The sequence below is a fragment of the Apibacter sp. ESL0404 genome, assembly GCF_019469245.1.
Classification (GTDB): Bacteria; Bacteroidota; Bacteroidia; order Flavobacteriales; family Weeksellaceae; genus Apibacter.
The window spans coordinates 2,239,230-2,254,457 of the sequence record NZ_CP048267.1; the positions used below are offsets into that span (position 1 = coordinate 2,239,230).

The 15,228-nt window shown below is 32.3% G+C and carries 10 protein-coding genes; 3 read left to right on the forward strand and 7 right to left on the reverse strand.

Annotated features, from left to right (window positions below):
* Nucleotides 1-251: 251 nt before the first annotated feature.
* Nucleotides 252-2,444, reverse strand: coding sequence for a glutamine synthetase III (locus tag GYM72_RS09680; protein ID WP_160542964.1), 2,193 nt, complete (start codon nucleotides 2,442-2,444; stop codon nucleotides 252-254).
* Nucleotides 2,445-3,018: 574 nt separating this feature from the next.
* Here GYM72_RS09680 and GYM72_RS09685 point away from each other — a divergent pair.
* The 3 genes from GYM72_RS09685 (at nucleotide 3,019) to GYM72_RS09695 (ending at nucleotide 5,783) form a co-directional block, all read left to right on the forward strand.
* Nucleotides 3,019-4,002, forward strand: a complete 984-nt coding sequence (locus tag GYM72_RS09685) for an aldo/keto reductase (RefSeq protein WP_220264255.1) — start codon at nucleotides 3,019-3,021, stop codon at nucleotides 4,000-4,002.
* A gap of 19 nt (nucleotides 4,003-4,021) precedes the next feature.
* Nucleotides 4,022-4,741, forward strand: a complete 720-nt coding sequence (locus tag GYM72_RS09690; protein WP_220264256.1) for a 3-ketoacyl-ACP reductase — start codon at nucleotides 4,022-4,024, stop codon at nucleotides 4,739-4,741.
* Between the two features lie 67 nt (nucleotides 4,742-4,808).
* On the forward strand, nucleotides 4,809-5,783 hold the full coding sequence (locus GYM72_RS09695) for a D-glycerate dehydrogenase (protein WP_220264257.1): 975 nt from the start codon (nucleotides 4,809-4,811) through the stop codon (nucleotides 5,781-5,783).
* A gap of 67 nt (nucleotides 5,784-5,850) precedes the next feature.
* Here the strand turns inward: GYM72_RS09695 and GYM72_RS09700 are convergent, their stop codons facing one another.
* From GYM72_RS09700 to GYM72_RS09725, 6 genes are all read right to left on the reverse strand, one after another.
* Complete coding sequence (locus GYM72_RS09700) at nucleotides 5,851-8,226, reverse strand: hypothetical protein (protein ID WP_220264258.1); 2,376 nt, start codon at nucleotides 8,224-8,226, stop codon at nucleotides 5,851-5,853.
* 177 nt (nucleotides 8,227-8,403) lie between these two features.
* Nucleotides 8,404-9,153, reverse strand: coding sequence for a hypothetical protein (locus GYM72_RS09705; protein ID WP_160566118.1), 750 nt, complete (start codon nucleotides 9,151-9,153; stop codon nucleotides 8,404-8,406).
* A 480-nt stretch (nucleotides 9,154-9,633) separates the two neighbouring features.
* Nucleotides 9,634-11,139, reverse strand: a complete 1,506-nt coding sequence (glpK, locus tag GYM72_RS09710) for a glycerol kinase GlpK (RefSeq protein ID WP_105296443.1) — start codon at nucleotides 11,137-11,139, stop codon at nucleotides 9,634-9,636.
* A 128-nt stretch (nucleotides 11,140-11,267) separates the two neighbouring features.
* Nucleotides 11,268-12,575 (reverse strand): hypothetical protein, encoded by a 1,308-nt coding sequence (locus GYM72_RS09715; protein ID WP_220264259.1) that lies wholly within the window; start codon nucleotides 12,573-12,575, stop codon nucleotides 11,268-11,270.
* Nucleotides 12,576-12,696: 121 nt separating this feature from the next.
* Nucleotides 12,697-13,560 carry a hypothetical protein gene (locus GYM72_RS09720; RefSeq protein ID WP_160542970.1) on the reverse strand — a complete coding sequence of 288 codons (864 nt, stop codon included), beginning with the start codon at nucleotides 13,558-13,560 and terminating at the stop codon, nucleotides 12,697-12,699.
* Between the two features lie 313 nt (nucleotides 13,561-13,873).
* Nucleotides 13,874-15,100, reverse strand: a complete 1,227-nt coding sequence (locus GYM72_RS09725) for a glycerophosphodiester phosphodiesterase family protein (protein WP_220264260.1) — start codon at nucleotides 15,098-15,100, stop codon at nucleotides 13,874-13,876.
* Nucleotides 15,101-15,228 lie beyond the last annotated feature (128 nt).

Genomic DNA, 15,228 nt, shown 5'->3' on the forward strand with positions numbered 1-15,228 from the left:
AGCCTAGTTTTATAAATTTAACAGCGCTAAAATTATATATTAATAGATTTATAAAACATGATATTTACCGCTTTTAAAGACTATTATGAAATTTATAATCATTATAAATAAAGGAAAAAAGTTTTTTTAAATAGAGGTTTATATTTACAATTTTATAAGAGAAATATTTAGAAAAAGATTAAAAAAAGAGGGTTGATAATTCATCAACCCTCTCTATAATAAATATCTATTGAAAATTAAATCAATTTCGCCTATCTTAACGTAAAAAGTAATTCTCTATATTTTGTTAATGGCCACATTTCGTTGTCTATTAGCATTTCCAACGCATCAGAATGTTCTCTGATTTTATCAAATAAAGGTTTAACTTTATTACAAAAAGTTTCAGCTTGTTTAGCAGGATCTGAAATAGCGATAGCCTTGTCTCTTTCTTTAAACAATTTATCAACCCCGCTTTTAATTTCTGTAATATGAGAAGAGATATTTTTAATAAGATCCAATTGCTCTTTACACATGGACTTCATTTCATTTTCACCAAAAATATCTTTTAAGCCTTTTGCATTTTCAATCAATTTAGTTTGATAATCAACAGCCACAGGGACAATGTGATTACGAGCCATATCTCCTAATACCTTTGCTTCAATAGAGATCATTTTAGAATATTTTTCCAATTTGATTTCATTTCTGGCTTCAATTTCCTTATGAGATAAAATATTTAGCTTTTCAAATGGCTCAATATATTTTTTGTTTAATTCAAATTTTAATGCCTCAGGAGTAGTTTTTTTATTTTCCAATCCTCTTTTTTCCGCTTCTTTAACCCAATCTTCACTATAACCGTCTCCTTCAAATAATATAGATCTTGATTCAGTAATATAGTCACGAAGAATATTAAATATTGCTTCATCTTTTTTAAGTCCTTTAGCAATCAATTCATCAACCTCTTTTTTGAATTTTTGTAATTGATAAGCCATTATAGTGTTTAAAACGGTCATAGGCTCACCACAATTAGCTTGAGATCCGACAGCTCTGAATTCGAATTTATTTCCGGTAAATGCAAAAGGAGAAGTTCTGTTACGGTCTGTATTGTCAAGTAATAGTTCAGGGATTTTTCCGACAATATTTAATTTTAAATCAGTCTTTTCATCCGGAGAAAGTTTTCCTTTAGTAACTTTTTCCAATTCATCTAAAACAGCGGTTAACTGAGATCCAATAAATATTGAAATAATAGCAGGAGGAGCTTCATTAGCACCTAACCTGTGATCATTACCTGCCGATGCAATCGAAGAACGTAATAAGTCACCATAGTCATGAACAGCCTTAATAGTATTGATGAAAAAAGTAAGGAACTGGAGATTTTTCTTAGGATTCTTTCCGGGACTCAATAAGTTTTCTCCGGTATCTGTTGAAAGCGACCAGTTATTATGTTTTCCGCTTCCGTTAACACCATCAAACGGCTTTTCATGAAATAAAATGCTTAAACCGTGTCTGCGGCTTACTTTTTTCATGACATCCATTAATAATGAATTGTGATCTACCGCTAAGTTAGCTTCTTCAAATAATGGAGCTAATTCAAATTGATTCGGAGCAACTTCATTATGTCTGGTTGTTACAGGTATACCCAATCTCATACAGTCAATTTCCAACTCTTTCATAAAATTTCTTACGCGAGTTGGAATAGAGCCGAAATAATGGTCTTCGAGTTGCTGTCCTTTAGCAGGGGCGTGACCTAGAAGAGTTCTTCCCGTTAAAACCAAATCCGGACGGGTTTGAAAAAGAGAAGAATCCACTAAAAAATATTCTTGTTCCCAACCCAAAGTAGAATAAACTTTGCTAACATTTTTATCAAAATAGGCTTGACACACTTCAGTAGCGGCTTCATCTACCGATTGTAATGCTCGTAATAGTGGAGTTTTATAATCTAAAGTCTCACCGGTATAAGAAACAAAAATAGAAGGAATACATAAGGTTGTATCAATAATGAAAGCAGGTGAAGTCGGATCCCAGGCGGTATAACCTCTTGCTTCGAATGTATTACGTATTCCACCATTAGGGAAGCTGGAAGCATCCGGTTCTTGCTGAATTAATAACGAACCGCTGAATCTTTCAATGGCCCGACCTTCTCCAATAGGATTAAAAAAAGAATCATGCTTTTCAGCTGTCTCTCCCGTTAAAGGTTGAAACCAATGAGTATAATGGGTAGCACCTTTAGACATAGCCCATTCTTTCATGGAAACAGCAACCTGATCTGCAATTTCTCTTGTGATTTTCTTTCCATATTTTATCGCATCTAAAATGCTTTGATAAGCTTCTTTAGTCAGATATTCACGCATGGTGGATTCTGAAAAGACATTTTCACAATATAGTTCAGATAATTTTTTTGGAATTTCTATATGTTTAGGCTGTAAATAAGGAAGCCTTTTTAAAGCATAAAAACGTAATGTTGACATAAAAGGTATTTTTTTTAGAGGGTAAATATAATTATAATATTAAAATAAATCAAATGACCCTCATTTTTTATACATTATTAATGAAATTTTCTAATAAATCACTCATTGAATTCTTAACATATTATCAAAAAAAAACTTCAATTTTAATAAATAAAATAAAATAAACAAGTAATAAGTATTTTAATATGAGAATGTCATAAAAGCAGAATGTATAAAAAAAATAAATTATTTTATATTCATTTATTATTTATCGGGCTTTATTAAGAAAAAAAATAGATAACTTATTAATAAATAGTTAACTTGTAATACGTTACGAATGGATAAATTTTTCTCTGTATAGTAGGTAAAATATTTTAATACGGTTTTTATATGAAATAAAATGTGAGAAACAGAATTCAAAAAGATAGAATATTTAAAATAATTACAAAAACTGGATAATTGTAAAATTTTTGTTTATAAAATCTTGCGTTGGTATAATATTTTCATTAATAATTTTAAATAAATCTCATAAAAGATAAGATTAAAAAGATAAAAATAACAACAATAATTAAAATTAATCAAAAACCTAAAAAACATGGAACATAGAAAAATAGGCGATTCAGATTTATCTTTATCGGTAATAACTTTTGGAGCTTGGGCTGCCGGAGGTTGGATGTGGGGAGGAACAGAAAGAAAAGTTGCCGTTGAAGCAATCAAATCAGCTCACGATGCAGGAATAACATCTATCGATACGGCTCCTATATACGGACAGGGAACCAGTGAATCTATAGTAGGAGAAGCTATTAAAGGAATTCCTAGAGATAAAGTTCAAATTTTAACTAAATTTGGAATGCGTTGGGATTTAGCTAAAGGAGATTTAGCCATGCACAGTAAAGACAATTCAGGAAAAGATATCAATATATATAAATATGCTGGAAAGGAAAGTGTTATCTATGAATGTGAACAAAGTTTAAAACGTTTAGGAACCGATTATATAGATCTATATCAACTGCACTGGCCGGAAACCGTTACACCCATAGAAGAAACGTTTGAAGCAGTTGCAAAATTAATCAAGCAAGGTAAAGTACGTCATGCATCCGTTTGTAATTGCTCCACTTCACAAATTGAAGCAGCAAATAAAGCATGCAAAATACTTTCCGATCAGGTTCCTTATAGCATGTTAAATCGTAAAATAGAAAAAGATATAGTTCCTTACTGTATTAAAAATAAAAAGTCTATCTTAGCTTATAGTCCAATGGAAAGAGGATTATTAACCGGTAAAATTAAACCGGATCATAAATTTGAAGAAGGTGATGCCCGAAGGGATATGAAGATGTACCAACCGGATAGTATTAAAAGAATTGATGATTTCTTGGCTAAAATTAAACATATTGCAGATGATCAAGGAGCAACACTGGCTCAGTTAGTACTAAAATGGACTGCTGAACAACCGGGTATTACCATAGCCTTGGCCGGAGCAAGAAATGCAGAACAAGCAAAACAAAATGCAAAAGCTGCTGAAGTAAAAATCAGCAAAGAACAAATGGATTTTATCGATTCGGAATTAGCAAAATTATAAAATCATATAAAGAATTATTATGGAAAAACTGACAGGTAAAAAAGCAATAGTTACAGGTGGAAACAGAGGATTAGGAAAAGCAGTGGCTTTAGCTCTGGCTGCTGAAGGAGTAGATGTAGCTATTACAGGAAGAGATGAAAAAACAGTTAAGGAAACTGTAAAGGAATTAGAAGGAAAAGGAATACAAGCTGCATATTCAATTTTTGATGTTTCCAATCAAAAAGAAGTTGAAAGGGAAATGGAAAAATTACAAAACAGTTTCGGATCCTTTGATATTTTGATCAACAATGCGGGAATTTCAGCATTTCAAAGTTTTTTGGATATGCCTGTTGATCAGTGGCAAAATATTGTACAAACCAATCTTTTCGGACCTTATTTCATGTCAAGAGCAGTTTTGCCTGCAATGATTGAAAAAAAAGGAGGAGATATCATTAATGTTTCATCCACGGCTGGATTAAAAGGGGGCGCAAACACTTCAGCCTATAGTGTTTCAAAAGCCGGTTTAATATCCTTGTCGGAATCATTGATGTATGAGATGAGGAAGCACAACATAAGAGTTACAACTCTTACACCAAGTACCATTGCATCAGACATGTCTGTAAAATTATTAAAAATTACGGATGGAAATCCGGAAAAAGTTTTACAGCCGGAAGATTTTGCAGAATTAGTGGTTGATATTCTTAAGTTAAATAAACGAGCCTTGTTGGCAAATGCATCTTTATGGTCAACCAATCCTTAAAATTATAAACCCATAGATAAAGTCCGGCTAATAGTACCGGACTTTATTATTTTAACATTTAAAATATATGAAAGTATTTATATCCGGCAAAATACCGGAAGTAGGAGTAGACATGCTGAAAAAGGCAGGTTATGAGGTCGAAATGTGGACAAATTCGGAACCTATTACCCTTGCAGAATTAATAGATAAATGTAAACAATCCGACGCATATATAAATGTGATGTCTCCTGTGCCGGAAAGTTTTTTTAAAGAAGTTACAAATTTGAAAGTTATTTCCACATTTTCAGTTGGTTATAATCATATCGATATCCAAGCAGCCACACGTTTGGGCATACCAGTGGGAAATACCCCGGATGTTCTCAGTAATGCAACGGCAGACATTGCTTTCTTGTTACTGTTGAATGTTTCCAGAAAAGCTTTTTTTAATTATCGAAGGATAATCGAAGGAAATTGGAAGCCCGGTTTTTTATCAGTAGAATATTTAGGGCAAGAATTAAATGGAAAGACCTTAGGCATATTTGGTATGGGACGTATAGGAATCAAAATGGCTCAAAAATGTAAAAATGCATATGGGATGAATATACTTTATAATAATCGGCATAAACAAGAAGATGCCGAAAAAGAATTAGGAGCGCATTATGTTTCTTTTGAAGAATTATTGGAACAATCGGATGTAATAAGTTTACATGCGCCTTTAACAGATGAAAATAAAGGTATTTTTAATGCCTCAGCATTTAAAAAAATGAAGAAAACATCTATTTTAATAAATACGGCCAGAGGTCCCATGGTTAATGAAAAAGATTTAATACAGGCGATCCAAGAAGGTCAAATCTGGGGAGCCGGTATAGATGTAACAGATCCCGAACCCATGAAAGCAGATAACCCTTTATTACGTATGGAAAATGTTGCGGTTACGCCTCATATCGGATCAGCAACTATAGAAGCACGAAATGCTATGTCGGCTTTGTGTGCTAAAAATATTATTGCCGGTTTAAAAGGAGAAAAATTACCTTGCGTCGTTAATCCCGAAGTATATAAATAATTAAAATATTATATTGATTTATAGTAATGTATGAGCTTGTAAAATCAATATGTATTTATTTGAAAATTTATAATTCCATAGTTAACTTGATAGACATATTTTGATCTAAATTTCCAACTTTATAAGCACCTAAACGAGCATATACGCCAACACCTACCAGACCTAATAATAGCTTATTTGCTTCAAAACCAACTTCCTGGTAATAATCTTTAGGAACATCGAATTCAAAAAGCGAATGAACGTCTTTATTCGGCATCCATCCTATAAGACCATTGTATAATACGGCAAAATGTAGAGATTTAAATTCATTTACGCGTAAAGGACGGAAATGGTGGGTAAATTGAAAAGAAATAAATCTATCTGAAAAAAAGGAGGAAGGTCTCATAGTTTCAAAACTTTGAAAGCCTTTAAAAGCAAATCTACCCCAAATACTGTTTCCGTGTTTCGCTACCCCGTTGCCCTCGAAAGAATTCATAATAGGAGTATCTCCGAATGTGGCTCCTATATTCCCGATAATTTCAGTTTTACCTAATTTGGACAAAAAAGTATATAAAGCCGAGAGGTATAAACGATGAATACCTGTACTGTTTTCAAATAATTTCCAAGATTTAGCGTAAGTAAAATAATAATAAGGAGGCTTATCTTGTAATGTATATTTTCCGTTATTCGATTCGATATATTTTACATTGGGAGCATATCGTAAACGTATGGCCGTATTTACATAGTTAAACCAAGTACTTTCATCGTAATCTTTAAATTTATAATGAAAATTCACCCGTTGTCTTTGGAAATCAACCGCAAAAGTAATATCAATATTTTTTAAAAAATCTTGTTGATACGATAATTCTACTTTCCTATAGCTAAAATAATCACCGTTGTAAATATTATTGGTTTTAGCCGTAAGCTCATCTTTTGGAGTTAAATATTTATTTTTGGTTCTTCCCACCGGCAGCACATCGGTTTCTGCTTTTATGGATAATTCTCCCCCTTGGTGCTTATTAACAAAAAATGTTACATCTGCTCCTCCTTTAACTTCCTCATCTCGAGTTCCTTTAGCTATATACCCTCCAATACGAGTATTTTTACTGAATTTATGGTTAGTATGTCCTCCTAGTTGATAACGGAAAGACTCATACAGGTTATGACTGAATATACTGTATACATCAAAATTAAAAAATCCCAGTTCAAGATCCCCCTCAGTAAGTTTTCTTAAAAATCGTAATTTAGGTTCCAGTTTGTATTCTTTTGATATTCGATATAATTCATTATAAGTTGTAGCTTCACGATGAGTTAATGAATCATCTCGCAGTGCTGAAATTTTTTCATCTGCATTGTGGGAAACTTCTTTTGAGATAACATATTCATATCCTTTAAAGTCATTAGCAGTATAAGAAACATCGTTAGTGAAATTAGTTACATGAGAATCTATGGTTGCCGTAGTAGTTAATCGAGTTATAGAATGCAATCCCTTAGGCAGTAGTTTATTTATTTTTTTGATGAAATTACTGCTTAAAATTTCCGTCTTCATATATTCATCTTCTGTATACCAAATTCCTTCATAGGGAGCATAAGTTATTTCGTAGTATATATTGGATATTTTCGAATTATTGCCAATTAATTTTACGAGCGCATACGATTCAGAATCTACAAATACAGTTAGATTTTTGTAAAATTGAGCTTCACTTTTTCCATGAGAATAGGTATAGATAACATATGTTTTTCTGTTGTTAATATAGACACTATCTACCAATCGGGATATAGTTCCCTGCGTTTCCCTGGGCTTTAGCATTTCAGGATAATCATTGACCATTGATTTTGCAATGGAAAAATTAAAAAATTGCGGATTACTAAATCCTCCTGCTTTATAAGCTGTTACAATGGCTTTTTTACCATATTTTTTATCATATTCATAAAGCATAGTTCTTTCACCAATGAAAACCATGCTTTTTTCTAAAAATCCTTTTAATTTATTGTTTAAAGTATCCAGTTTTCTTTTAGGATGATTAATATAAGTAACGGAATCAGAAGGCATGTCTAAAGTAAATTTTACATACGAATCAAACTTATACGCATTGAGATGATCAACGTTATTTTTACTACTGTTTTCCCATACTTTTTTTAGTATAGATACAGCCTTAGGATCATTCTTTTTTTTAATTTTTTTAAATAAATAAATAGTTTTATCCAGTTTGCCGATCATTTCTATTTTAGGCAAGTAACCATCAACACGAATGATTATTTTGTTTATATTACTATCTAAAGCAATCATTCCTTCTGCATTGGTAAACCCTAACAGGCGATTTGATTCATTGTAAATAAAAGCTTTTTCAACAGGTAGATTGGTTTCAATATTTACAATTCTAATGTGTATTTGACAGAAAAGATGTAGAGAAAAAAAGAGAAAAAATAATAGAACTAAGTTGCTTCTTATAGATGTTTGCATTTATAGAAATAATCTTTTTTGCTTCAATTGATTAAAAAATCCAAATATTTAGCTTGTACTGAAATCGTAAATTTATAAAATTATTTTTTATACGAAAATGGTTTAAAGTATTTTAATAACTAAAAAAGCCGATTTATTATAAACCGACTTTTTTTATATCTGAATTAAAAATATTTATTAGAATAAAGAAGTGGCGATTTGGACTCTTGCTTCTTTGCGTGAAGGATTCCACATGGCGGTGGCAGAAACAGGTAATTTATATCCGAGAACTGTTACATCTTTAGAAGCTGTAATTCCGGCATTAACAATGTCGAAATCGTGTTTTTCATTACCATAGAAGTTAGATTTACCTGCAAGACCAAAAGCAGCACCGCAGAATATATCTAGATCCACCACTTTCCCTTTTATAATAGGATAATTTAGTCCGGTATAGGTAGACCATCTTTGATCTCCTTTTTCATTTCTGTCTGCCCCGTAAAAAGAGGTTCCATAATCTAGTTTTAAAGGAAAGCTGTCACAGAAAACAAAATATCCTCTGAAGTCAAATCGATGTCCGGATGTTTTATGATCATAATTCCAAATGTCATTATCCTTAGCATCTTTTAATCTTCCGGTAGAATTGAATACATCCCATACACCGACACCCCATTTTCCCGTACTATAGTGTAAATAATAATTAATTTCATGATAGTGTTGTCCGTTTGTATCCCCGAGACCTATACCGCCCCAAACTCCCAATTTGAGATATTTTTTATGGTCTAAAGCATAATTAATGTCAACGTCGGCCATAGCACCGTCTGTAACAGTTATACCTCTCCAAAAGTGGTTGGATCGTAAACTTAGATTGAAATCTAATCTTTCTATTTCTTGACTATATAATGAAATAGAAGAAATAAGAACTGTAAGTAAAATAAGAGTTTTTTTCATATTAATGGATTTTAGTTTTTTTTTATTTTAAACCAGCATTGAAATTTGAATGTAAAAATATAAATATTCTATCGGAATAAATAATTTCTTACTAATTATTCGGAAATATATTTAAATTTTTGTATCAATTAGATTAAAAAAATAGGATATTTAGTACAAATATTTTAGAGATTATTATAAAGCTGATAATTATCTTGTCTAAATTTTATAATATATTTTTTAGATAGATTTACAGATGCCGAATTCTCCAGAAATTTGAAATTTAGGTTCAGAATTAGCATCAGTAAAACCATCTATATTCTATGGGTACGATTAATCAATCCATAGAAACTATATTGTTAGTTACTGTTTCTATTTGTAATTAGTTTTACAAAAAATCACAAAAACCAACGCTAAGAACTTTTAGAAGCATTTAATTTAATTACTTCTTTTAATTGCTTTTATAATTTTATAGTAAATGAAAGCCTTTGTGTGAAAACTTTATTTGTCTTCATCATCAACCCAATTAAGTACTCTGCTTACCGCTCTTTTCCAACCTTTTAAATAATGTTCGGCTTTATCTTTATCCATTTCAGGTGTAAATACACGGTCTACGGATCGTTGAGCTTGAAGTTCATCAATGCTTTTCCAATAACCAACAGCTAATCCAGCCAAATAAGCAGCACCTAGAGCGGTTGTTTCCAATGTTTTAGGTCTAATTACATTAAATCCGAAAATATCAGATTGGAATTGCATCATTAAATTGTTAGCACAAGCACCCCCGTCAACTCGAAGTTCAATTTCATGAACGCCGGAGTCAGCTTCCATAGCTTTTATTAAATCATACACTTGGTAAGCAATTCCTTCTAAGGTTGCTCTGGCAATGTGTCCATCAGTAGTACCTCTGGTAATTCCTAAAATTCCTCCGCGAGCATAAGGATCCCAGTACGGAGCACCTAAACCGGTTAATGCAGGAACAAAATATACCCCTCCATTATCAGGAACAGTTTTAGCTAAATTTTCAGTGTCAGCAGAGGTTTTAACAATTTTAGCTCCGTCTCTTAACCACTGAACTACCGCTCCACCAACGAAAACACTACCTTCAAGCGCATAATAAGTTTTACCATTAATTTTCCACGCAATGGTAGTTAATAAATTATTTTTAGATAAAACCGGTTTTTCACCTGTATTCATTAATAAGAAACACCCTGTACCGTATGTATTCTTGGCCATTCCTTTATTTGTACATAACTGGCCGAATAAAGCAGCTTGTTGATCTCCGGCAATACCTGAAATAGGAATTTTTGTTGAGAATAGAGTAGTGGAGGTTTCACCATACACTTCACTGCTTTGTTTTACTTCAGGAAGCATAGATTTAGGAATGTTGAATAATTTTAATAAATCTTCATCCCATTCCAAAGTATGAATATTAAACAATAAGGTACGAGAAGCATTAGAAACGTCGGTAACATGCATTTTTCCTCTGGTAAGTTTCCAGACCAACCAAGTATCAACTGTACCAAAACAAAGTTTTCCTTGCTCAGCCTTTTCTCTTGCACCCGGAACGTTGTCCAATATCCATTTTAATTTAGTTCCTGAGAAATAAGCATCCAGTATTAAACCGGTTTTTTCTCGGATCATATCAGTTAAACCTTGTTCTTTAAGTTCATCACAATATTTGGAAGTTCTTCTGTCTTGCCAAACGATAGCATTGTAAATGGTTTCACTGGTTTCTCTGTCCCATACAATTGTGGTTTCCCTTTGGTTGGTAATACCAATCGCAGCTATATCCAATCCGGATATACCTTTTTTAGCTATTGCTTCGGCAGCAACAGACATTTGCGAAGACCAAATTTCTTCAGGGTGATGTTCCACTAATCCCGGTTTTGGAAAGTATTGGGTATAATCTTTTTGTGCAACCGATACTATTTCTCCTCCATGATTAAATAAAATAGCTCTGGAAGATGTAGTTCCCTGATCTAAAGCTAAAATGAATTTTTCTTTCATCTTTATTGATTTTAGTTATTTAATTTGTCCGTATAAAATAAAACAAAAAATACATTTAAAATAGGATGATTAGTAATTTAATGATCTTTTTTTAAATGTATTTTAAATTTTATATGTTTTTTATTATGTTAAAAAACTCCTTTCGTATTATTGTATAATACGATTTGGTAACTCAATCCGAACCAATCATTAGCAATGCTTGGTCCACCGGTTTCCGCTCTATGCTGATAGAACGCTGTTATTTTTGCCATTCTTGGACTGTTAGGGTATAAATAAAAATTCACCCCGGCAGTATATAAGTAAAGCTTTTCATAGTCAAATCCGGAAATATCTTTATTTCCTTGATTGAAATATTCAAATCTTGCAACAGGTTCAATTTTTGGAGTAACATTAAATCCTGCTAATAAAGAGTAACCTAACTTATTAACCTTAACAAAATCATGTTTAGTATAATCCATATTGTTAGGGGTTACAAATATAGTATTTCCATTTTCATCAACGCTTGTAAATCGTACATTTTTATAAGTACCGTAATCAAATTTAAATTTGTATTTGTTAGGATTTATATAATATAAAAACCCTGAATAAGCCCAAGCTTGTTTAAAGCCCATTCCCGGAAGATTAACAGCACCCATATGACCACCGAATTCAACATTTTTTACAGGGAAAAAACGTAGGGATGCATCCCAGCTTTTAAATTCTAAACCGTGGTTTCCTTGTCCTTCCGATGGACCATCGTTGAATGAAGACCAATATCTGTCTCGATTGCTGTCGCTATTATGCAAAAAGAAGGCATATCGTACAAAATTATTAACGTTACCTGAAACGTTAATACCATAATGTCTTAAATCAGGAGCTCCTTGAGCAGCACTTTGATTTTCAGATGTATAAGTAAAGTCGGCTAGATCTAAGTCATAAGCAGATGTTTCATTAGCAGCTCTGTTTCCGGCTCCTTTAAAACGTCCTAACTGTAAATTAAGCAACGGATGGAAATTATATTTAATAAAAGCATCAGAAATTTTGCTTGCGTGTAGGTTCCAAGTTATGCTAGCGCTCAATTTAGGAGATATAGCCATATCTGTATGTAAGAATCCTATTTTGAATGCAGCCGGTTGAAAATTATAGCTTGAATTTGCTTCTTTATGAGGTCCTTTTTCACTAGGAACTTGTTGGTAAATAGTTTCCAGAACCATACCGATTCCGTATTTCAGAGTAGGAGTAAAGCTATTTTCATCTCCTCCCATTAATTCTTTAATAAAATTTAGCTTAATACCTTGAGAAAGTTGGGAGCTATCGCTGTTCATACGTTCCACAAGTGAAGGTCTTTTTTTAATAGAATCGCTGTCTTGTTGGAATTTATCCAGGGAGGCTTTTTGGCCATAGCCTAAAATAAATGCTGCCGTAAAGAAAAGAGATAAACTGCGTTTAAATTTCATGTTAGTTGTTTTTTGTTTAGTAATTAATTGGTTTCGTAATGTAGTTGTTGAAATAAGGCAAAGATTTGGTATTTAATGCTTTGCCTTATCTTTTTCTGTTAATAAGTGGAACGAAAGAGAATTATTTTTTAGTTTTTTCAAAAATATACAGTTCGTGAATTTCTCTGTCATAGCCTGGGTAGAATCCGGACGGCATACCCATTTTAATGATTGCTCCTCTATTATTAAGGATAACAAGGTCATTGGTTACAGGATCAATTGAAAGACCTTCAATTTCTCCGGCTCTTTTAAATTCAGGAATTGATCTAAATAATGAAACTTCCGCACGAGTTTGGTTCGGATCGCTTACGTCAGCAATATAAACATTATCTGCTTCCGGAATATCGGAATCTCCGTCATCAGAAGTTATTAAAAGTTTTCCATCAATATGATAAACCCCTTGTTGCCATTGCGGAGAGGGTTGTAAATGAACTTTACCAATATATTTTCTGGTTTTTAAATCATATTTGTATACATACCATCCGGAAGTCCAATCAGACATCCAAGCAATGTTGTTCTTTCTGTCAATAGTAATACCACTAACTTCCGGTTGTTCAATTTCTCCAAAATCTATAGAATATTTATAATCTAAAGTTTCAGCATCGTAAACGGCAATTTGAATGTTGCGTACAACTCCTGAATCAAAAAATTCTACTCCGGTATATACTTCTCCATTATAAATATCGATATCTCCGAAATGATTTACTTGTTTTTCAAATTTGGTAAATGGTTTATCGTTTTTTGTAATTAGATTCCCATTTTTATCGTATTTGAATAAAGCGGTGCTGCTTGATACATAGTAGTAATCTTTGTCTATAGCAATACCTTGTCTTCCTTCAACAGGAATAACTTTTTTTAGTTTGTAGCTACTCCCTGATTTTGCTAATTTTTGAGCATTCATGGAAGTGAATCCAACTACTAATAGTGCAAGTATTAGTTTTTTCATGATCTTTTTTTTGTAATGTTAATATTTATTTTATTTTTTATTTTGATTCATTTATTTATTTAATGACTAGATTTTTTATTTCGTATTTTTTATAAGATTATTTTTTATTAGTAGGATCTGATTAAAAAATGAAATGTGATAATAAACAATTGACGCGTATCTAATTTTTAAATTTTAATTAGGCGAAATTTTGATAAGTAGTTTTTTACTGTTTGATGAAAGGGTTATTTTCAATTTTGTTAAACTTCTTAAGAAAACAACATTTAAACTATATCGAAGTAATAAAATTGAAAATAACCTATAATTTTTTTGTTTAGTAGCCTAAATCTGCCAATATGGTTTTAGCATCTTGATAAGCCGGTCCTCCTTCTCTGAGTTGCTTTTCATGATAGAAACGAATTGTTAGATCCGATTGATTGGTAAACATTCCATCATAAAAAGAAAAATATTTAATCATTTGTCCCTCATTATCGAAAGAATAAGGATGTATTTTCATGCCTGATTGGTGTATTAATTCTGCTTGCCAAGGATTTAATAATTCCGGCCAATTGTCGGGTGGAGTTCCTCCGGCAATAGAAGGACCAATAAACTGTGCTAAATTTTCAATTCCGAAATTAATATGTTTTATATAAGTGGCTTGTTGGTCATCATGTATATCATCCGGCCCGGTACCTTTCCAAAATAATAAAGCGGTTGGAATTTTTCCTTTAAATAAATCTTTTAAAATCAGTAAGCTATTATGAGAAAAAGTCTGTAATACAACTTTTCCATTGGTATTTCCGACATTTACTTTACCGTTTTTGAAATGGGCGGTTTCTGTAGCCGGTTTTTCAATAATGTTCCATCCATGTCGATTCAATTCCTTTACTAAAGCATGCTCTATTCCGGGATTTAAGCTTGGCTCTTTAGTTTCAATATAAATTCCGGGTCTGTTTCCATTATCTGCCGGGTCATCTTCATATTCAAAAGTATATTTTCCGTTTATTTTTTTCCAAATTCTTTCTCCGTTAGAATCTCTTTTTAAACGTTTTCCTTGTGCAAACATTAGTAAGTCTTCCAAGGTGCTGATATATTGTTTTTGAGAGGAGAAGCTAGGTCTGGCTCTGTCGGGTGATGTATTTTTATCATGGTTAAACCAAGTACCGGCATCCAACTTTAATAATTCTTCATAAGTAAAGGTAGAGGCAGGTTGAGTTGCTCTGTCCGGATAGATATCTTTTATGTTGGACGTTCGGGTCAGTACATTGTCATGCACTACTAAAATTACGCTGTCTTTGGTAATTTGAAGATCAGCTTCCAAATAATCGGCTCCCATATTTCGCGCCCATCTATATGCGGACTCTGTAGACTCCGGTGCCCAATAAGAAGTTCCTCTGTGACCTATTACGGAATTTTCGGGAACATAATCCCTTACTTTTTGCATTTCAGGAGATAAATGAAGAACTTCTTCTTTACTGTTTGTGGATGCGTTATCATCGCTACTACATGATAATGCTATCATACTTAAACATGCTAATGTAACCAGCTTATTATTTCTCATATAACTATTATAAAAAAGTGAATTTAGTTTGAATTTAATTTTTGAGATATCTTGCTACTTGATGGTATTTCTTTTCAATGCTAATAGGTTTTGATTGTGAAAAATTTTATTGGTGGCTCTATTTACAT